The organism is Paraburkholderia sp. (genome assembly GCF_047605525.1).
Taxonomy (GTDB): Bacteria; Pseudomonadota; Gammaproteobacteria; order Burkholderiales; family Burkholderiaceae; genus Paraburkholderia.
In genome coordinates, this window is sequence record NZ_JASGFN010000011.1 from 189139 (window position 1) to 208179 (window position 19041).

Below are 19041 nucleotides of genomic sequence, written 5' to 3' on the forward strand. Positions count from 1 at the left end.
TCGGCCCGTCTTTCGGCCGCGTATTGCACACCGGCTAGCCGTTCTGCCCGCCATCCGGCGCGGCGGGCTTCTCGGCGTGGCCGCCGAAATCGTGCCGCATCGCCGACAGCACGCGATTCGCGAAGTCCGCATCGCCGCGCGAACTGAAGCGGGCGAACAGCGCCGCGCTCAGCACCGGCGTGGGCACGCCTTCGTCGATTGCCGCGGCGACGGTCCAGCGCCCCTCGCCCGAATCCGATACGCGGCCCGTGTAGTTCGTCAACTGCGCGTCGCTCGCGAGCGAGCCGGCGATCAGATCGAGCAGCCATGAGCCGATCACGCTGCCGCGCCGCCAGACTTCGGCGATGTCGGCGAGATTCAGATCGTACTGATACAGCTCGGGACGGCGCAGCGGCGAGGTCTCCGCATCGACTTCGCGCGCATGCCGGCCGGCGTCCGCATGGCGCAGCACGTTCAGACCTTCGGCATAGGCGGCCATCAGGCCGTATTCGATGCCGTTGTGGACCATCTTCACGAAGTGCCCGGCGCCTTGCGGGCCGCAATGCAGGAAGCCCTGTTCGGCGGTGCTCGCGCCGGCGGCCCGGCCCGGCGTCGCGGCCGCGGCGCCCGCGCCCGGCGCGAGCGTCGAGAAAACCGGTTCGAGCCGCTTCACGACTTCGGCCTCGCCGCCGATCATCAGGCAGTAGCCGCGCTCGCGTCCCGCGACACCGCCGCTCGTGCCGACGTCGACATAGTGAAGCTGGCGCGCGCCGAGTTGCTGGCCGCGGCGGATGTCGTCGTGATAGTAGGAGTTGCCGCCGTCGATCACGATATCGCCCGGCTCGAGCAGCGGCACGAGTTTGTCGAGCGTCGCGTCGACCACCGCGGCGGGCACCATCAGCCACACGGCGCGCGGTTTGGCGAGTTGCGCGACGAGATCCTCGAGCGACGCCGCGCCCGCCACGCCTTCCTGCTTGAGCCTTTCGACGGCCGCCGGCTGCACGTCGTACGCGATGCACTGCTGACCGCCCTTCGTGAGGCGCCGTACCATGTCGGCGCCCATCCGTCCCAATCCAATCATGCCTAGCTGCATAGCTCGCTCCGGAAGATGCTGGTGTTCAGGTCGTGGTGTTGTAGCGATGTTGCTGCCGCGGCGCGCACCTGTTCGACACAGCGTAGCTGCCCTTAAGCATAGGCGCTGTGAAGCGGTGCTCGCCGCATGCGCCGAAAACGCCGCACCTTGTTGCAGAGGCGCGGTGTCGCGTGAAGTTCCGCGCAGGCGCGGTATACCTTCGCTTGCGCGTTGTAATGTCAGCGAAGGAACGGCGCCGGCTGACTATCGACTTACACCTGGACTTACACTCCGCGTCCATCTCATTCGTCGGCGTGGGCCCCGCCTCGCTCACTCGCTACGCTCAGGCACGCGTGCTCCGCGCCTTGCCAGCAGCTTCGTGTATTGCGCAGCCGTGAAACGCTTCACCGCTGCCCACATCAGCGGATAGCGATACCCCGGCACCGCGAACAGCACGAGCGCGCACAGCGCGAGCAGGCCGCAGAACAGGAACGTGCCGCGATAGCTGAACGCCTGCACGAGCAGCCCCGACAGCACGCCCGACAGAATCGAGCCGACCCGCGCCGCGTTGAAGAACAGCGCGGTCGCGCGTCCCGGCGAATGCGGCATCAGATCCTGCACGTAGGTCATGCCGAGGCACGAGGTCACGGCGACGACGAATGCATTGAGCATCTGCATCGGAATCAGCACGCTGACGTTGCCCGCGAGCGACATCGCGACGAAATAGACCGCATGCACGGCCGCGCACGCGGCGAGCCAGTTCGGCTTGTGCAGCGACGACGACTTCGCGCCGAGCGCGAGCATCATCGGGATTTCGGTCAGCGCGCCGAGGCCGAGCATCACCGAGACGTCCAGATGCGAGCCGTTCAGCCCGTGCACGATGTAAAGCGGCAGCACGATCATCGTCGCGTTCGCGGCGAGGCCGAGCAGCGTGAGCGCGGCGACCGCGCGCATGATGTCGTTGGCCGACGCGACGCCCGGCAGCGTTTCGTGCGCGTCTTCGCCGGGCGCGGTGAGCGGCGGCACGGTGATCGACGCGGACGGCTCGGACGCGGTGTCCTCGACCGTGTGATCGCCGAGATGGCCCTGCGGCTCGCGCATGCGCCAGACGATGAAGCCGCAGGTCGCGAAACTGGCGGCGGCGAACAGGAACAGCCCGTAGAAACTGGTGGCCGCGAGCACCAGCGCGCCGACCGACGGCCCGAACACCCAGGCCGCCGACAGGATGGTCCGCAGCGTCGCGCTCGCGAATACGCGCTCGGCCGGGTCGGGGACCGGCAGCGCCGCGCGGCTGAACGAGAACACCATCGAGATCGCGGAGCCGCCCGCGCCGATGAACACGATGCCGACCACGAGCAGCATCCGGTAGTCACGCACCACGCATAAAGACAGATAACCGAGCGCGGCCGCGACGAGCGCGGCGAGTAGCAACGGTCGATGCCGTCCTTTCGCGTCGCTCCAGCGGCCGGCCAGCGTGCTCGCGAGCACGCCGCTCGCGGCGATCAGCGTCATGAACACGCCGAGCCGGAATGGGGTCATGCCGGCGCGTTCGACGCCGAATAGCGACAGATAGGGGGCGGTAAACGACATCGCCACCCCGAGCATGAGGGTGGCGGCGGCCAGCGGCTTGAAGCCAGGGATGTGAAGCAGGCTGAAAAAACGCGAAGTTTTCAACACGGGGCGGGTGGGTCAGGTGGGGGTGCCTTCAGATGTCTTCAGGCGCTTTCAGGCTCGCGCCTTGAGGCACGATTAGGTGCCGGAGGTTCGGGGCCGGAACGACGGGGCATTATCGACCCGGATCGTGGTTCGCGTAAACCCGCTGCGCGGTGTCTTGAATTCGTGGAGTGCGTGTATGGGGCGCGCTGGCTCGCCTGTTTTCTTTGCGGAGGCCAAATCAGGAGGCGCGACGCAGGTCAAGCTTAAATGAATGTTTTTAACAAATCCCCTTAATTCTTCATACAACAATCTTGCAATAACCAAACAATCTTGCTATCTTTCGACGGCATTCAGATTCATAACTTATACGATACGCATTTCAATTAAGTAATAGGATCTGTCATGAAGAAAAGAAGAAAATTTTTGAGGCTCCTTACATCTACCACGTTGGGAATTGCTCTGGTGCCAATTGGAATGGCAGCACCATTTAACCCCACTTCTTCTAAAGGAGAATCTGCATATAAATTAACAAACGGAAATAAAGCTATGCGATTACGCGATGGGTCATGGCGATTTTGGGTTAGAGTGATAAAACCTGGTAGCAGAAAGGAAATAATTCCTGTATCCATTCAGATCGCGACTGATCGTTCATTTTCGCAGATAGTTGATTCAATCGATGTCAACCTGACTGAGAAAAATTCCTTCATCGCCATGCCTCGATATCGACCAAAATATGCCAATTCAGTAATTTATTACCGATACGTGCTACGGTCGCTCTCCCCCTCAGCTTCAACTTCATTAGTGTTGAGTCCAGTGGCATCCATATCACCTTGGAATACAATTTCGTACCCGGAGTAAGATATGACTACACCTGTTGAATTCGTTCTGAAATGGATAGAAGATGGCTCCAATAGTATGCAAATGTATTCGAACATTATTAGTGCAGCGAGTGACACGCAGCCCTTGAATTTGGAAACAGATGCTGGCCTTTTAATTGCAACAATCACCAACGTCTTTCCAATGCTCCAACCAATTCGAATTGAAACCAACACGTTTGCTGCAACTGCAGTTTTATTAAAAATTGTTTCAGATTGGCAAGATCCGGGTAAAAAAGTTAATACTAACGATGTATTAAGTTTGCTAAGCGCTTCCGGTACAATAGTCGCGACAGTTGTGGTCCTCGCCGAAATCGCGCCAGAGGCAGCTGCTGCGGGGTTTGCTGTTGCGTTGGCATCTGATCTTTCATCAACATTCAATAGCTATTTGCCAACGCTTCAATATATATGGCCTCCTGTGTATAAGAGCTACTTTGATAATTTCCAAACACCGCTTTCAACTGATGCCGCCTCGCTATATTTGACGACCGGAAACGGAGGAAATCAAGTATGCACATATGACGAGGTGATGAATTTGGATAATAATCTCCTGTTTACAAATATCAAGGAAATGACATCAGGTGGTTTTAGTGGTCTTAATTTTAGCGAAACAGCGGTGCCTGGGAGTTTCACCCCTGTCGACGACCAGGCGTATCTTCAGCATTTTTGCTCGAATGCTCCTCCTGATGACATGGCACAATGCCTGATTGATTATAAATGAGTGCAAAAATGAACCAACCAACTCGTTCGTCCATTAAAATATTCAAATCTCTTGCAGGCGTATTTGCGGCATTTGGTCTTACCTTTCTGCTAACCTCCAGAAATATTATCGGATGGATTATTGGCGCATTATTCCTTGGGCTCTCCGCTGGGTCAGTATTCATTTCTATACATCTGCAAAAAAAATGGGAGCAGAAAGAAATTGATGAGTTGGCGTCATTTCGATCTAAGGACGAGTAATGGATGCCAGAACCAGCTTCCGGGATGAGAAATCATTGGGCAGCATCCTTCAGGGCACGTTAATCTGAAGGATGCTGCCCAATGTATCAAAAAATATCGCATAACGGCACGCTAGCGTTCAGCAGTATCAGATAGGATGCCGAGAAATTCCGATAGTTGTTGGGAACACATCCCATCAGCAAATGCTTTTGCGTATATTTATTCATATTGCATGATTCAGGCGAGATTATATCGGCCTGATACCCTGCGATCTCGTAGCCGAAAAGCGGAAATCTTCGTAATTCAGCCGGAGAACAAATGCCGCAGACGAGCCAAAGCGGTCATATATACCTGAGATCTCATGTTCTTTCTGATCTGCGTTTACCTGGTTGCCGTCCTGCTCGGCGCGACTGCTGCGGTTCTGTACATGTCGCATTGAGATGTTTTCCTCCTCACTTCACGACATACCCACGCCTCTCAAGCGTCCACCGATGCCACCGGTTTCCATACGCGCCGCAGGCAACACCAAACAGAATCGTCAACACGAAGCCGATCAGATCCGCTGTCTCCCCCCACAAACCCATGCCGAACAGAATCAGATTGACCCCGAGCATCACGAACGCGGCAAACCACATTCTCTTCGACAACGCCCAGATGAAACCGAGCAGACACGCCCCCCAACTGAAACCGGTCGCGACCGCAACGGTTTCCGTGTCTCCAGGATGCTGCAAATAGATACGTGCTCCCATTTTCCTTGCTGAATCCTTTTCAATTGCGACAGGCATCGGCCACGCGTCGATCCGCCGTCAGCGCGCGAAGCGCTTTTTAACACGCCAACGCGACAACAAGCCGAGCGCCACGCGCACGGCGCCACTGCCGGGCCGCTTCCATGACGACCCACAGCATAGCTGCTACTCTTGGCAAATCTCCGCGCAAGAAACACCGCGCAAGCAAACGCGGCGCGCGATCTCTTCATCCGAACCCGTACAGCACCGGAGCATGCATGGCCACCCCCACCGCCTATTCCCCGAAAGCCCCGTCGCGCGCCGAAGTCGACGCGCTGCCCGGCGACACCGTGGTCGAGTTCGGCACGGACTGGTGCGGCTATTGTCAGGGCGCGCAGGCATCGATTGCAAAAGCGCTCGCGCCGCACGCCGGGCTCCGGCATCTGAAGATCGAGGATGGCCCCGGCCGGCCGCTCGGCCGTTCGTTCAAGATCAAGCTGTGGCCGACGCTCGTGCTGATGCGCGACGGCATCGAAGTCGCGCGCGTGGTCCGGCCGAGGAGCGCCGGGGATATCGAGGATGCGTTCGCGTCGCTTTGATTCGCATCGGCGCAAGGGGGCGTTTCTCCGCTGCATCGCCCGCCCGTCGCTTCGCTTCACCGTGCAATCGGCCCGGCCGCGTTAACCTGATTCGAACCGCCTCGCCACGCTCTGCCTTTCTGCCTCGTCCATCTGTCATGCGCCAAGCCATCCATCATCTAAGCGTTCAGGCCCACAGCCGCGGGCTGGTCGAATTTACCGGCGAAGCCCGCCGCTTCGTCGCCGATCAGGGCATCCGTACCGGGCTGCTGACGCTGTTTTGCCGCCATACGTCGGCGTCGCTGCTGATTCAGGAAAACGCCGATCCGTCGGTGCGGCGCGATCTGGAGCGCTACTTCGCGAGCCTCGCGCCCGAAGACGCCGAGCGCTACGAACACGACACCGAAGGCCCGGACGACATGCCCGCGCATTTGCGCACCGCGCTCACGCAGGTGCAATTGTCCGTGCCGGTCGAACATGGACGGATGGTGCTCGGCACGTGGCAGGGGCTGTATCTGTTCGAGCATCGCCGCCAGACGCAGCCTCGCGATATCGTGCTGCATCTGCTCGGTGAATGATGGCGCATGCGAACGGTCCAATCACAACGCAGGCCGCCATAATCATCAGGTAGCGGCAAGCGACAGCGAAGCGCCCTTTTCCGCCAATACGCCAGTACGTCACGCAAAGGAACCGGTCACCCACTCTTCTCCGCACACCGGATCGAACGGAGCCAACTCCAGAACCAACCGAAGGGAGCACATCTCATGGACACCCGTAGCGAGCTGCAAGCCACCGTCAACGCGATGGTTCAACCCGGCAAAGGCCTTCTCGCCGCCGACGAGAGCGGCCCGACCATCGCCAGACGCTTCAAGACGATCGGACTCGAATCGACCGAGGAAAACCGCCGCGCCTATCGCAATCTGCTGCTCTCGACGCCCGGCCTCGGCGAGTTCGTGAGCGGCGTGATCCTCTACCAGGAAACGCTCGGCCAGAAAGCCGACGACGGCACGCCATTCCCGCAGCTCGCCGCCGCGAACGGCATCGTGCCCGGCATCAAGGTCGACCTCGGCAAGGTGCCGCTCGCGCTCTCGCCCGGCGACGAAATCACCGAAGGACTCGACGGCCTCGCCAAACGTTTCGTCGATTACAAGCGCCAGGGCGCGCGCTTCGCGAAATGGCGCGCGGTGTACAACATCACGGCAAGCCTGCCGGGCTGGGCCGCGATCGAAGCCAACGCCGAGTCGCTCGCGCGCTACGCGGCGATCAGCCAGGAAGCCGGCATCGTGCCGATCGTCGAACCCGAGGTGCTGATGGACGGCGATCACACGATCGGGCGCTGCGCGGAAGTGACCGAGGCAGTACTGCACGAGGTGTTTCATGCGTTGCATCGGCATCGCGTGGTGCTCGAACATATCCTGCTGAAGCCGAGCATGGTGCTCTCCGGCTCGGAGCATGAGCAGCAGTCGACGACCCCGGAGATTGCCGCGGCGACCGTGCGTGTGCTCAAGCGGACCGTGCCTGCCGCGGTGCCGGGGATCGTGTTTCTGTCCGGCGGCCAATCGCCCGAGGAAGCCACCGCGAATCTCGATGCGATGAACCGGCTCGAAGCGCTGCCCTGGAATCTGAGCTTTTCCTATGGGCGCGCATTGCAGGAGCCGCCGTTGCAGGCCTGGCGTGGGCAGGCGGGCAATGTCGAGGCGGCGCAGCAGGCCCTGCTGAAGCGGGCGCGACTCAATGGCGCCGCGGCATTGGGAAGGTATGAAGCGGAGATGGAGAAGAGTTAAGTGCCGGCGGTCCGCCGGAGGCGTCGTTTTCGTCGCGTCCGGCGGACCGCCCGGATCCTCATTCCCCCGCTGCGCCAAATGCTCGCCGCTGCGCCTGCGCCACGAACGCCTGCGCATCACGCGCGGCCCCGACAGCCGCCGCCAGACCAAAGAACTCATGGGTCGCGCCGCGATAGTTGCGATGCTCGACCGCCGCGCCCGCTTCGCGCAGCTTCCGCGCGAGCATCTCACCGTCCGAACGCAACGGGTCGATACCCGCCGTCACGATCGCCGTCGGCGGCAACCGCGCGAGGTTCGCGCTCGCCACGTCGATCAACGGACTCTTCAGATCGCGGTCGCTGTCGATCACGTTCTGCATGAACCACAGCATCATCGTCTTGTTCAACGGCTTCGCATTGCGGTTCTCCTCGTACGACACCGACGCGATGTTGTTGCTCGCGACCGGGTAGATCAGCGCCTGATGCACGGGCAACGGCATGCCCGCGTCGCGGGCCCGGATCGATACGTTGATCGCGAGATTGCCGCCGGCGCCCTCGCCCATCACCGCGAGCTTGCCGGGCTCGCGGCCGGAGCCGGTCGTGCTGCCGGCGAGCCAGCGCCACGCGGCGAACGCGTCGTCGTGCGCGGCGGGCAGCCGGTGTTCGGGCGCCTGGCGGTAGTGCACGGACACGACGATCGCGTGGCTTTGCATGGCCATCGCGCGCGGCGTCGCGTCGTAGCTGTCGAGATCGCCGAGCACCCACCCGCCGCCGTGAAAATACAGAATCAGCGGGAACGGTCCGTCGCCTTGCGGCGTATAGACCCGTGCCGGATTGCTGCCGGCCGCGCCCGGAATGAGGATGTCTTCGATACGCACCGCCGCCCGTTCCGGCGCGGGCCGCGCGCTCGACACGGAATCGTTCATCAGCTTGCTGAGCGCGTCGGCGAGTGTCGGCTGTTGTCGTGCTTCGGATACGGAACAGTCTTCGACCGGTTTCGGGTTCAGGCTCTTCAGTGCGTCGAGCACGGCCTTCATGTCGGCATCGGCGTGACCCGTCGGGTCGAAGCCGAGCATGCCCTTGAGTGTGTCTCCGAGTGTCATGGGAGCGCTCCTGGTGGTTCCCGCGAGTGAAATTCCTCGCGGAACGACGCACGGACCCATCGGAGGCTTCGATGCCGGGGCACTCGACAGCCATGCATGCGGTCGGTTTCAGCAAGCGCCATACCCATTGGCTCGGCGCAATAAAAAGGCGGCCACGCGAGCCGCCCGGCATCGCCTGTTACGCCTTTGCTATTGCCCCTTCGTATCGCTGCTCGCGTTGGCGCCCGGGGTTTGGGTGGTGTCGGTCGCCGGTTTCGCCGTCTTCTTCGAATGCTTCTTCATGTGCTGCCTGCTCGAATGCGCCATCGCGCCCGATGCCCCCGTCTCGCCGCCCTCGCGCGTCGAAGCATTGGTGCCCGCGCTCGGGTCGTTGCCGGCCGGGCCGCCTCCGGCTCCGCCACCCGTGCCCTGGGCCAACGCAACGGACGAAGCGGCGAGCAACGTGGAAACGAGCACTGCGTGTCTGATCTTCATGGCGATTCTCCTGCGTGTCGAAAGTGTCGAAAGGAAGCGGACGCGTACGGCTGCCGCCGAGCGCGCATACCTCACGCTCTTTTCAGCAAGGGCTATGCCGCGGAAGATCAGGGAGTATGAAGCCGGCACGCGGCGCAATGGCGTTGCGTGGATGGACGACGAAGCACTGAACGGAAACGCCGGGCGTGTCTACATGAAGAAACGGCGCTGAAACGCGAGCCGCCTCACGCGCCGCGCGCCAGTCACCCGGAAAGCCTCATGGCGCGCAAGCCACGAGCGCATGCAGTTCGTCGATATTGAACGGCTTGGCGAGAATCGCGATGCCAAGCCGGCGCGCGCGTTCGAGCTCGTCGGCGTAGCCGGTCATCAGCGCGATCTTCTGCGACGGCCACGCGCTGCGGACTTTTTCCGCGAGGTCGATGCCGTTCAGCTTGCCCGGCATCTGGATGTCGGACAGCACGAGTTCGAAGCGTGCGCCGCCGGCGAGCACATCGAGCGCCTGGTCGGCGGTCGGTTCGTGCCGCACCTCGCAGCCGAACGTTTCGAGCACCGCGGTCACGCCCGCCGCGACGTCTTCGTTGTCCTCGACGAGCAGCACGGCGCCGGCCGACGTCGGCGCGGCCGGCAGCGCGTCCGCGCTCGTCGCCTCGGCATCACGCGCGCGATAGCGTGGCAGATAGAGCCGCACCGTCGTGCCGCTGCCGGGCACGCTGTCGATCTTCGCGGTGCCGCCCGCCTGCTCGCACATCGACAGCACCTGCGCGAGGCCGAGCCCCGTGTTCGAGCCGCGCAGCCTCGTCGTGAACAGCGGCTCGAACGCGCGCCGCATGACCGCTTCGGGCATCCCCTCGCCGTCGTCGGAACAGGTGATCAGCACGTATTCGCCGTCGGGCAGCAGCGTATCGCTGCCGACCAGACGATTGTTCTGGCAACGGATCACGAAGTGCCCGCCGTGCGGCATCGCATCGCGCGCGTTCATCGCGAGGTTCATGATCGCGAATTCGAGGTCGGTCGGATCGGCGAGCACCTGCCACGGATCGTCGGGCAGGCGCAGCGACAGTTCGATCGTGTCGCCGAGCGCCGCATCGATCAGCGGCGCGGCCGCCGGCAGCCAGCGCGCGAGATCGATGGCCTCCTGCTTCAGCGGCTGCTTGCGCGCGACGCTCAACAGACGCCGCGTCAGCGCTTCGGCGCTGGCCGTCGCGCGCTCGACCGCGAGCACTTCCTTCTCGAGACCGTTGTAATGCTTGAGCCGCGCGAGCTCGATGTTGGCGGAGACCACCATCAGCAGGTTGTTGAAATCGTGCGCGACGTTCGCGACCAGATTGCCGAGCGCGCCCATGCGCTGCAATTGCCGGCCCGATGCCTTGGCCGACAGCCGCATCGCCACCTCGCCCTGCCAGCGTTCCCACGCGCGCCGCTCGGCCGCGAGTCGGCGCAGCGAATAGAACACCAGCAGCCAGATTGCGATGCACGGCACCGCGGTGAGCGCCGCGATCATCAGAAAGTGACTACGCCAGGCGGCCGCGATCGACGGTGTCGCGTACGCGCTCATCACATAGAGCGGATAGTCGCCGACGCGGCGAAACGCCAGCAGCCGCTCGACGCCATCGACGCCCGACCTCTGGCGCACGTGGCCGAACAGTTGCTTGTCGTGCAACGCCAAGGTAAACGCGCTGTGCATCAGCGGCCGCGCGCCCGCTGGCCACGGCGGATAGCGCACCAGCAGATTGCCGTCCTGGCGAAACAGCGCGAGTGCGAGCGCCGGGTCGCCATTGGTCAGCTCGCGATAGAAGCGCGAAAAGTAGTCGTTGCGCAATGCGACCGTGACGACGCCGAGAAACTGACCGTCCGCACCCGAGCGTCCGATCGCGGTCGTGAACACGTGGGTCTTCGACAGCGGACCGAACATCGGCAGCGAGAAATACGGTTGCGGGCGCATCGCTTTCGCGGCGAGAAAATCATCGCGCTGCGCGGTCGATATCGCGGGCGCGGGATACGCGATACTCGACACGAGAAGGTCGCCGCTCGCGCCGAGCAGCGCGATCGCCGACACCTGCGGAAAATCGCCGCCGATATCGCGCAGACGCTGATGCAACTCCGCTTGACGCGCGCGGATCTGCGCATCGTCCGAATTGCCGAGCAGCTCGATGATGCGCGAGGCCATCTGCCGGTTCAGATCGAGCACCTTGACCGCCTGCTCCTCGGTCACGCGCGCGAGCCGGTCGATCATGTCGTTCGCGTCGGCGATGCGGCGCTGGTAATCGAAATAGCCGTAACCCGCGAGGCACACCAGCGGAAACAGGACCGACACCGCGAGCACGATCAGCAGCATGCGCCGGGTCGCCGCAAAATTGCGCGACGGCATCGGCAAGTCGACTGCGACACGTTCCGCACGCTGCACGGTCACGCACTCCATGAAATTTACATACGATCAGGGAAGGCATTGCACACGGTGCATGAGAATTAGCGCGTCGCTGTTCGCGCGCTAATTCCTTTATCCGGAAATTTACCGCACTTCCGCCCGTCTCCCCAAATACGCCGCTAGCGCCGCCACTCGCGCCGCGGCGGGCACATGGATTGCTCTGTCATGAGTGGCTCTCTATCCGCGGCTTTCGTGCCGCTGCCTGGGCGCGAGACCCGACTTCCGTCACGGCTTCTGACGCGTTCCAGCCACCGGCAGAGCCCATCCTTTCGCGAGGAATCACCATGTCCACGACTGCCCGCCGCGTCGCCCGGCTATCGCAACTGCAGGTGGACCGCGCCGAGCGCGTGAGCGTGGACGACACGCCGATCCTGCTCGTGCGCGACGGCGACACGGTCCACGCCTATTCCGCCGATTGCCCGCATGCGGGCGGCCCGCTCGAACAGGGCGCGCTGTGCCGCGGCCGCATCATCTGTCCGTGGCACAAAGGGACGTTCGACGCCGCGACCGGCGACGTGCTCGAGCCGCCGCCGCTGCTGCCGCTCGATCGCTATCCGGTCACGATCGACGGCGACGACGTGCTGGTCACGCCGGAGAAAGTGCCGCCGCGGCAGCCCGCGGCACGCGCGAAGCCGGCTGACCCCGCCGCGCCCAAGCTGCACTACGCGGTGATCGGCGCGGGCGCGGCGGGCGGCGCCGCCTGTGTGACGTTGCGCGAATGCGGTTTCGATGGCCGCATCACGCTGATCGGCGACGAAGCGTACGTGCCGTACGACCGCACCGTGCTCAGCAAATTCGTGCCGTCGTTCGAAATGCCGCCCGCCGACGTACCGCCGCTCGTCTCGCCCGACTGGCTGCAAACGCACGGCATCGAGCGCATCGTCGCGAAGGTCGCGCGGCTCGACGTGCCCGCGCGCACGATCTATTTCGAGGCCGGTGCCCAAGGTGGCAACCGAGGTATCGAACCGCTGAAATACGACACCGCGCTGCTCGCGACCGGCAGCGTGCCGAAGGTGCCCGACATCCCCGGCTGCGAACTCGGCGGCGTGCACGTGCTGCGTCGTCTCGACGATGCCACCGCGCTCGTCGACGCGCTCGGCGAGGATGCGTCGCACATGCGGGTCGCGATTCTCGGCAGCAGCTTTATCGGCCTCGAGGTGGCATCCGCGTTGCGCAAACATGGCGTGCCCGTCACCGTGATTTCGCCGGACAGGGTGCCGTTCGCGAAGCAGTTCGGCGAGCGCGTGGGCCAGATGGTGCGCGCGCTGCACGAAAGCAACGGTGTGAAGTTTTATCTCGGCGCGAAGATCGCGTCGCTCGAGGGCGACGAAGGCAACGTGCATGCGGTGATGCTGGAAAGCGGCGAGCACATCGCCGCCGACCTCGTGCTGCTGGGCACGGGCGTGACGCCCGCAACCGGTTTTGTCGAAGGTTTGCCGTTGCAGAAGGACGGCGGCATCGTCGTCAATGCGGGCATGCACGCGGCGGGCGGTCTCTATGCGGCCGGCGATATCGCGGTGTTTTCGTTGCACGAGAACCAGGAGCCGGTGCGTATCGAGCACTGGCGCGTCGCGCAGCAGCATGCGCGCATCGCCGCGCAGAACATGTGCGGCGCGCGTAATCGCTACGCGGGCGTGCCCTACTTCTGGACCTATCACTACGGCAGGAACTTCGAATATCTCGGCCATGCGAGCGAGTGGGACGAGATCGTCGTCGACGGCGATCTCGACCATCAGCAGTTCATCGCGCTGTACGTGCGCGACGGCCATGTCGACGCGGTGCTCGCCTGCGAACGTGAAGCGCTCACCGCGCGTCTGATCGACGCGATGCGCGACGGGCTGTCGCGCGCCGACGCGCTGAAGATCATCGGCGACGCGGCGCGACCGGTTAACCTGGAGGAATAGCCACCATGACGACACACAAGGAAAAACATCCGCACGCTGAAAAGAGCGAAAAGCAGATCGACAAGCAGGTCGAAGACAGTTTTCCGGCCAGCGATCCGCCTTCCACGGGCGGCACCACGAAGATCGTCCCCGATAAGGACGACGCGAAGAGCGGGCACGACAAGCCGGCTGATCGCTAGACGCGCGGCCCGCCTCGCGCGACACGGCCGCGACCTCGCCCGCGGCGGTGCCCGCGGGCGGGTTTTCCGTGTTCATGCATTCGCCACGCAGCGCAACGAAGGGAACCAATAACCATGTCAGACGAAACCCGCTCCGCCGGCAGCGAGCAGGAAGCACCCGAACGTAACGCGGCGGGAAGCAGCGGCGATACGAAGTCCGGCGAAGGCGCAAAGCGTCGCCGCGCAGCGGACCTCGTTCGATCTCGCGCGCGACAGCTATCGCAAGGGGCTGACGAGCTTCATCGACGTGCTCGATGCGCAACGGCAGCTCGCGCAGGCGCGCGAGCAATACGCCGAAAGCACGATGCAGGTCAGCACCGATCTCGTGTCGCTGTACAAGGCGCTCGGCGGCGGCTGGCAGAGCGATGCGGATGCGGCGGCCACCTCGCGAACGAGCGGCTAGCCGCCCGCTAAAACCGGTTCGTCGAGCGCGGTTCGCGCAGCATCGATGCGCCGGCACGCGGCCAGCATCTCCTGCAACGAGGTCGCATGGCACTCCGCTTCCAGCGCGCCTTGCAGATCCGCGCTCCATGGCTGCGCATCCTCGGGCGTCCACAAACCCACGACGACCGACACGTTCGGCAGCCGCGCGCGAAGCCGCCTGACCAGGTAGCGCAGATGCGACGGAATGCCGTCGATGCGCAGATAAAGAATGCAGACGATGCCGACGTCCTCCGCGTCGAGACTGTCGATCGAGGCGCGCGACACCGACTCGTGCGGCAGCGAACGCGCGGCAAAGCCGTGCTTGCCGAGCAACTGCAACAGGAGCGTCGTGGCGCTCGCGTCGAGCGGCCCGCGGCCGGGGATGCACAGCACCCGGCTCGTCGGAGCATGCCATGCGATGGCGGACGCGGGCGACGGGTTTTCATCCAGCGGCGGTACCGGCGGCTGTTCGGGACTGTGGGCGGCGTCCGTGGCGTGCGCGCCGGCGATGGCTTCGCTCGGCTGCGCAGGCGCGGCTTCCGCCGCGCCGGGCGGCGCCATCGGTCCCACCGCGCTCCAGTTTTCCCGCCGCGCGAGCGGCTCGGGCTCGCGATCCTCGTAGCCGTCGAGGCCATCGACGAGATCGCTGGTCGTCGACTCGATGCGCGCGAGCTGAATGCTCGTCACGCTGCCGCGCGTCACGTCGGCGGCGGCGAGCTGCAACCCCCTGATCGCGACTTCGTCGTAGTAGGCCGACAGCGAATGCTCGCGCAGCCATAGCTCGGCCTGCTCGATCGCTTCGTCCGGATCGCCCGCGAGCGCGCGCTGGTAGAAGTTTTCGACCGGCGTCAGCGCGGGCTGATCGCCGAGCAGCACGTCGAGAAATTCGAGGCGCCGCACATGCCGGCCCAATACCAGCAGGCACAGCGTCAGCGGCGTCGACAGGATCAGCCCTATCGGCCCCCAGATCCAGCTCCAGAAGATCGCCGCGACCACCACCGAAAACGGCGACAGCCCGGTGCTGCGGCCGTACAGCAGTGGCTCGACGACCTGCCCGACCAGCAGCTCGACGGTCACGAACAGCGCGAGCGACCACAGCGCCATCGCCCAGCCGGGGCTCACGGCGGCGGCGAGCGCGGCGGGCAGCGTCGCCGCGATCCAGATGCCGACGTACGGCACGAGCCGCAGCAGCGCGGCGAGAATGCCCCACAGGATCGGATTCGGCACGCCGATCAGAAAGAGCCCCGCGCCGATCACGACACCCACGCCGGTGTTCAGGCCGAGTTGCGACACGAAGTAGCGGCTCAGGCGCCGCGCGGTCTCGTCCATCACGGTGGTCGTGCGGTGCAGGTCGCGCGAGCCGAACAGACGGATCGCGCGGTCGCGCAGATCGTCGCGTTGCAGCAGGATCACGATCGTCACGACGAAGACGATGAACGCGGTTTCGAGCGGGCTGACGGCCGGCGACAGCACGCGTCGCGCGAGCTCGATCGGCGTCGGCACCGGTTCGCGCACCTCGACCGGCAGCACGGCGGACGCATGCGCGCTGGCCGGCGCGGCGGCGCCGCTCGGCACTTCGGGTTGCGGAGCTTCGATCGTCGCGCGCTGCAGCGCCTGCCCCGCCGCAGTCGCGAAACGGTTCAGCCTGCCGATCGTGAGGTTGTGCACCGTGTCGAGCTTGTGTTCGATCGTCGCCTGATAGCGTGGCATGCCGGCCGCGAGATCGGTCAGTTGCGTGCCGATCAACGCGCCGAGCAACGCGATCACCGACACCGAGATCAGCACCGCCGCGAAGACCGACGCGACGTGGCCGAGCCGCAGCCGCGCGAGCGCATCGGCGAGCGGCGCGACGAGGAAGCTGAGCAGGATCGCGAGCGTGATCGGAATCAGCACGGCGCTCGCGAAGTACAGACAGGTCACGGCCGTCACGCCCACGACGAGCGTGATGAGCCCCTCGACACCGAAGGCGGCGGACGCCGCCTGAATACGCGTGGCGGGGCTCGCGCCGCGCGGTTCGGGAAGGTCTTTCATGTCATGAGCCGGGCAGCGGGCGGGCACCTTTGCGCGCCGGCCCGCGGTTCGATTTCGCCACGTTGAAGAAGCGTTATTTCCGCTTATCCCCGGAAACCGGCCCGCTTTCGACCGGCGGCGCTTCCTTTTCGATCTCGTCGCGTGCCTGCTCCCAGTACTGCTCAGGCGTGCCCTTCGGTTCCGCCGCCTGCTGCCACAGGTAGTAGGCACGCGTGCGAATCTGCTCTTCGACGTTTGGTTCGTGTTCCATTTGATTGCCCCAGGTTGGATTTTGCGAAGGCCGGTATTGGCTGCTTGCGTGCGCGCGCCGCCGGCACACATGCGTAACGCAATGAGCCGGAAAACGCGTACATCGTCGCTGAGGGTCGAGCAAGGGCCATACCTGGGGCGCGTGGCATGGCTTACGTCGGCGCGGCGCGGGACAACGTCACGCGCTCGCGGGCGCTTCGCCTTCGTCGGAGGTCAACTGTTCTTCCAGGCGGTCGAACACGCGCTGCGTCGCGCGGCTCGGCGCTTCGAGCGCGAACAGCAGCAGCGAGCGGCCGGTCACCTGATAGGTGTCGCCCGCGCTGAACTGCGGCAGCTCCGCGCGCACCGGCATGTTGGTGTCGACGAGGCAGGTCCAGCGCTCGGCCTCGGGGATGTCGGGCAGCGTGAAATTGACCACGTCGTGATGCGCGTTCAGCACCAGCAGCAACGTCGCGTCGGACGCGAGCCGGCGGATGCCGCTCGCCTGCGCGCGGCCGTCGATCACGAGGCCGAAGCAGCGCATCGCCGGATCGGCCCACTGCTCGGCCGAAATGTCGGTGCCGTCCGGCGACAGCCAGCGCGTGTCGGTCACGTCGAGCGCTTCGTTGTATTCGCCGGTGAGAAAACGGCCGCGCCGCAGCACCGGCAGACGATGACGCAACGTGGTCAGATTGCGCACGAACTCGGTGAGCGCGCGGCCGTCGTCGTCGATCGCACTCCAGTCGACCCAACTGATCTCGTTGTCCTGACAGTACGCATTGTTGTTGCCCTGCTGCGTGCGGCCGAATTCGTCGCCGGCGAGCAGCATCGGCGTGCCTTGCGCGAGCAGCAGCGTCGCGAGCAGATTGCGCTTCTGACGCTCGCGCTGCTGGCGGATCTCGGGGTCGTCAGTCGGTCCTTCGACACCCATGTTCCAGGACTTGTTGTCCGAGTGGCCATCGCGGTTGTCCTCGCCGTTCGCGTCGTTGTGCTTGTCGTTGTACGACACGAGATCGTTCAGCGTGAAGCCGTCGTGCGCGGCGATGAAGTTCACGCTCGCCCACGGCCGCCGGCCGCGATGATTGAACTTGTCGCCCGACGCGGTGAGCCGCGTCGCGAGATCGGCGGCCTTGCCTTCGTCGCCCTTCCAGAACTCGCGCACGGTATCGCGAAAGCGGTCGTTCCACTCGGCCCAGCCCGGCGGAAAGCCGCCCACCTGATAACCGCCAGGGCCGCAATCCCACGGCTCGGCGATCAGCCGCACGCTCGAGAGCACCGGGTCCTGCCGGCAACTGTCGAGAAAGCCGCCGCCTTCGTCGAAGCCGTGATCCTCGCGGCCGAGGATCGTCGCGAGATCGAAGCGGAAGCCGTCCACCTTCATCTCCGTGACCCAGTAGCGCAGACTGTCGGTCACCATCTGCAGCACGCGCGGATGCGACAGGTTCAGCGTGTTGCCGGTGCCGGTGTCGTTGATGTAGTAGCGCGCGTCGTCGGGCATCAGGCGGTAGTACGACGCGTTGTCGATGCCCTTGAACGAGATCGTCGGGCCGCGCTCGTTGCCTTCGGCGGTGTGGTTGTACACGACGTCGAGGATCACTTCGAGATCGGCCTGGTGAAAGCGGTCCACCATCTCCTTGAACTCGCCGACCGAATCGTTCGACGACGCGAAGTAACGCGGATCGGCCGCGAAGAAGCCGATCGTGTTGTAGCCCCAGTAGTTCGTGAGGCCCTTGTCGAGCAGATAGCTGTCGTTGACGAAGGTCTGGATCGGCAGCAGTTCGACCGTGGTCACGCCAAGGCCGCGGATGTAGTCGAGCACGGCCTGCTGGCCGAGCCCCGCGAAGGTGCCGCGCAAACGCTCGGGCACGTCCGGGTGACGCTTCGTAAAGCCGCGCACGTGGGTCTCGTAGAGAATCACGCGCTCCCACGGCAGCGCATTGCGCTCGGGATGGCTCCACGAAAAGTTCGCATCGACCACCTTGCATTTCGGCACGAAAGCCGCGCTGTCGCGTTCGTCGAACGACAGATCGCCCTCTTCCGAATCGAGCGTATAGCCGAAAATTTCCGGCGCCCATTTCAGTTCGCCGATGTGCGCTTTCGCGTACGGATCGAGCAGCAGCTTGTTCGGATTGAAGCGATGGCCGCTGCCGGGCTCGTAAGGACCGTGTACACGATACCCATACACCGCGCCCGGTTTCAGATTCGGCACGAACACATGCCAGACCTCGTCGGTGTACTCGGGCAGCTCGATCCGTTCGATTTCGTGCTGGCCGGTTTCGTCGAACAGACACAGTTCGACTTTCGTCGCGTGCGCGGAGAACAGCGCGAAATTGACGCCGTTGCCGTTCCATGTCGCGCCGAGCGGAAAAGGCGTGCCTTCCGAAATGCGCGTCGAATAGTGAGTCTGCGATGACATAGCGGTTCCTGTGAACGCAACGGCGGTTGGCATGCGTATGCCAGCACTTTTCCAAGTGTAGGCAGTGAAAGCGGGCGATGCGGACTTTCCGCGGCGCCTCGCGGGGAAGCCCGCTGGAGTAGCAAATTACGGACCCGGGTTTTGCGGCAGCGGATGCCAGCCGTTCCGTGCGCGGCATGAGTTTTGCAACGGGCTGTGCAAACACGACAGGCATAACCGCCACGAAAACCAGG

18 protein-coding genes and 1 pseudogene are annotated in these 19041 nt (G+C 63.9%); 9 read left to right on the forward strand and 10 right to left on the reverse strand.

Annotation, left to right across the window (positions count from 1 at the left end; translation table 11 throughout):
* Window positions 1–34: 34 nt before the first annotated feature.
* The 3 genes from gnd to QM685_RS17710 form a co-directional block, all read right to left on the reverse strand.
* Window positions 35–1072 (reverse strand): phosphogluconate dehydrogenase (NAD(+)-dependent, decarboxylating), encoded by a 1038-nt coding sequence (gnd, locus tag QM685_RS17700; RefSeq protein WP_415117668.1) that lies wholly within the window; start codon window positions 1070–1072, stop codon window positions 35–37.
* A gap of 309 nt (window positions 1073–1381) precedes the next feature.
* Window positions 1382–2728, reverse strand: coding sequence for a sugar efflux transporter (locus tag QM685_RS17705; protein WP_415117669.1), 1347 nt, complete (start codon window positions 2726–2728; stop codon window positions 1382–1384).
* A 362-nt stretch (window positions 2729–3090) separates the two neighbouring features.
* Window positions 3091–3336: a hypothetical protein gene (locus QM685_RS17710; RefSeq protein ID WP_415117670.1), complete on the reverse strand. Its 246-nt coding sequence runs from the start codon at window positions 3334–3336 to the stop codon at window positions 3091–3093.
* A gap of 232 nt (window positions 3337–3568) precedes the next feature.
* Here QM685_RS17710 and QM685_RS17715 point away from each other — a divergent pair, with 232 nt between their 5' ends.
* The gene (locus tag QM685_RS17715) at window positions 3569–4303 is read left to right on the forward strand and encodes a hypothetical protein (protein ID WP_415117671.1); all 735 of its coding nucleotides are present in this window, start codon (window positions 3569–3571) and stop codon (window positions 4301–4303) included.
* Window positions 4304–4311: 8 nt separating this feature from the next.
* Window positions 4312–4542, forward strand: a complete 231-nt coding sequence (locus QM685_RS17720) for a hypothetical protein (protein WP_415117672.1) — start codon at window positions 4312–4314, stop codon at window positions 4540–4542.
* A 431-nt stretch (window positions 4543–4973) separates the two neighbouring features.
* Here QM685_RS17720 and QM685_RS17725 read toward each other — a convergent pair whose 3' ends face one another.
* Window positions 4974–5270 (reverse strand): DUF2628 domain-containing protein, encoded by a 297-nt coding sequence (locus QM685_RS17725; protein WP_415117673.1) that lies wholly within the window; start codon window positions 5268–5270, stop codon window positions 4974–4976.
* A 254-nt stretch (window positions 5271–5524) separates the two neighbouring features.
* Between QM685_RS17725 and QM685_RS17730 the strand changes: the two genes are divergently transcribed.
* The 3 genes from QM685_RS17730 (at window position 5525) to QM685_RS17740 (ending at window position 7608) form a co-directional block, all read left to right on the forward strand.
* A complete protein-coding gene (locus QM685_RS17730) occupies window positions 5525–5845 on the forward strand; it encodes a thioredoxin family protein (protein ID WP_415117674.1) in 321 nt (106 codons plus the stop codon).
* 137 nt (window positions 5846–5982) lie between these two features.
* Window positions 5983–6402 carry a secondary thiamine-phosphate synthase enzyme YjbQ gene (locus QM685_RS17735; RefSeq protein WP_415117675.1) on the forward strand — a complete coding sequence of 140 codons (420 nt, stop codon included), beginning with the start codon at window positions 5983–5985 and terminating at the stop codon, window positions 6400–6402.
* A gap of 186 nt (window positions 6403–6588) precedes the next feature.
* Window positions 6589–7608 (forward strand): class I fructose-bisphosphate aldolase, encoded by a 1020-nt coding sequence (locus QM685_RS17740; RefSeq protein WP_415117676.1) that lies wholly within the window; start codon window positions 6589–6591, stop codon window positions 7606–7608.
* A gap of 58 nt (window positions 7609–7666) precedes the next feature.
* On the opposite strand, the gene QM685_RS17745 is transcribed toward QM685_RS17740, so the two are convergent.
* Complete coding sequence (locus tag QM685_RS17745) at window positions 7667–8689, reverse strand: alpha/beta hydrolase (protein WP_415117677.1); 1023 nt, start codon at window positions 8687–8689, stop codon at window positions 7667–7669.
* A 189-nt stretch (window positions 8690–8878) separates the two neighbouring features.
* The gene (locus tag QM685_RS17750) at window positions 8879–9163 is read right to left on the reverse strand and encodes a hypothetical protein (RefSeq protein ID WP_415117678.1); all 285 of its coding nucleotides are present in this window, start codon (window positions 9161–9163) and stop codon (window positions 8879–8881) included.
* On the opposite strand from QM685_RS17750, the gene QM685_RS17755 reads away from it, so the two are divergent.
* A complete protein-coding gene (locus QM685_RS17755; RefSeq protein ID WP_415117679.1) occupies window positions 9162–9374 on the forward strand; it encodes a hypothetical protein in 213 nt (70 codons plus the stop codon). The two genes, QM685_RS17750 and QM685_RS17755, sit on opposite strands and share 2 nt — an antisense overlap.
* A 45-nt stretch (window positions 9375–9419) precedes the next feature.
* Here the strand turns inward: QM685_RS17755 and QM685_RS17760 are convergent, their stop codons facing one another.
* Entirely contained in the window at window positions 9420–11567 is a 2148-nt protein-coding gene (locus QM685_RS17760) for an ATP-binding protein (RefSeq protein ID WP_415117680.1), read from the reverse strand.
* A 305-nt stretch (window positions 11568–11872) separates the two neighbouring features.
* Here QM685_RS17760 and QM685_RS17765 point away from each other — a divergent pair, with 305 nt between their 5' ends.
* The 3 genes and pseudogenes from QM685_RS17765 to QM685_RS17775 form a co-directional block, all read left to right on the forward strand.
* Window positions 11873–13492 carry an FAD-dependent oxidoreductase gene (locus tag QM685_RS17765; protein WP_415117681.1) on the forward strand — a complete coding sequence of 540 codons (1620 nt, stop codon included), beginning with the start codon at window positions 11873–11875 and terminating at the stop codon, window positions 13490–13492.
* A gap of 5 nt (window positions 13493–13497) precedes the next feature.
* The gene (locus QM685_RS17770; protein ID WP_415117682.1) at window positions 13498–13671 is read left to right on the forward strand and encodes a hypothetical protein; all 174 of its coding nucleotides are present in this window, start codon (window positions 13498–13500) and stop codon (window positions 13669–13671) included.
* A gap of 217 nt (window positions 13672–13888) precedes the next feature.
* Window positions 13889–14113 (forward strand): annotated as a pseudogene (locus QM685_RS17775) (TolC family protein); the annotation flags it as partial.
* Here the strand turns inward: QM685_RS17775 and QM685_RS17780 are convergent.
* From QM685_RS17780 to glgX, 3 genes are all read right to left on the reverse strand, one after another.
* Entirely contained in the window at window positions 14110–16164 is a 2055-nt protein-coding gene (locus QM685_RS17780) for an AI-2E family transporter (RefSeq protein WP_415117683.1), read from the reverse strand. The pseudogene QM685_RS17775 and the gene QM685_RS17780 overlap by 4 nt on opposite strands.
* Before the next feature lie 73 nt (window positions 16165–16237).
* Window positions 16238–16414, reverse strand: a complete 177-nt coding sequence (locus QM685_RS17785; protein WP_415117684.1) for a DUF2934 domain-containing protein — start codon at window positions 16412–16414, stop codon at window positions 16238–16240.
* Between the two features lie 177 nt (window positions 16415–16591).
* Window positions 16592–18808, reverse strand: coding sequence for a glycogen debranching protein GlgX (glgX, locus tag QM685_RS17790; RefSeq protein ID WP_415117685.1), 2217 nt, complete (start codon window positions 18806–18808; stop codon window positions 16592–16594).
* Window positions 18809–19041 lie beyond the last annotated feature (233 nt).

Bases quoted from the DNA above. Each gene is read 5' to 3' on its own strand.
- gnd (WP_415117668.1), bottom strand. From the start codon at position 1,072: ATGCAGCTAGGCATGATTGGATTGGGACGGATGGGCGCCGACATGGTA.
- QM685_RS17710 (WP_415117670.1), bottom strand. From the start codon at position 3,336: ATGGATACAGGAATTATTTCCTTTCTGCTACCAGGTTTTATCACTCTA.
- QM685_RS17715 (WP_415117671.1), top strand. From the start codon at position 3,569: ATGACTACACCTGTTGAATTCGTTCTGAAATGGATAGAAGATGGCTCC.
- QM685_RS17720 (WP_415117672.1), top strand. From the start codon at position 4,312: ATGAACCAACCAACTCGTTCGTCCATTAAAATATTCAAATCTCTTGCA.
- QM685_RS17725 (WP_415117673.1), bottom strand. From the start codon at position 5,270: ATGGGAGCACGTATCTATTTGCAGCATCCTGGAGACACGGAAACCGTT.
- QM685_RS17730 (WP_415117674.1), top strand. From the start codon at position 5,525: ATGGCCACCCCCACCGCCTATTCCCCGAAAGCCCCGTCGCGCGCCGAA.
- QM685_RS17735 (WP_415117675.1), top strand. From the start codon at position 5,983: ATGCGCCAAGCCATCCATCATCTAAGCGTTCAGGCCCACAGCCGCGGG.
- QM685_RS17740 (WP_415117676.1), top strand. From the start codon at position 6,589: ATGGACACCCGTAGCGAGCTGCAAGCCACCGTCAACGCGATGGTTCAA.
- QM685_RS17745 (WP_415117677.1), bottom strand. From the start codon at position 8,689: ATGACACTCGGAGACACACTCAAGGGCATGCTCGGCTTCGACCCGACG.
- QM685_RS17755 (WP_415117679.1), top strand. From the start codon at position 9,162: ATGGCGATTCTCCTGCGTGTCGAAAGTGTCGAAAGGAAGCGGACGCGT.
- QM685_RS17750 (WP_415117678.1), bottom strand. From the start codon at position 9,163: ATGAAGATCAGACACGCAGTGCTCGTTTCCACGTTGCTCGCCGCTTCG.
- QM685_RS17765 (WP_415117681.1), top strand. From the start codon at position 11,873: ATGTCCACGACTGCCCGCCGCGTCGCCCGGCTATCGCAACTGCAGGTG.
- QM685_RS17770 (WP_415117682.1), top strand. From the start codon at position 13,498: ATGACGACACACAAGGAAAAACATCCGCACGCTGAAAAGAGCGAAAAG.
- QM685_RS17780 (WP_415117683.1), bottom strand. From the start codon at position 16,164: ATGAAAGACCTTCCCGAACCGCGCGGCGCGAGCCCCGCCACGCGTATT.
- QM685_RS17785 (WP_415117684.1), bottom strand. From the start codon at position 16,414: ATGGAACACGAACCAAACGTCGAAGAGCAGATTCGCACGCGTGCCTAC.
- glgX (WP_415117685.1), bottom strand. From the start codon at position 18,808: ATGTCATCGCAGACTCACTATTCGACGCGCATTTCGGAAGGCACGCCT.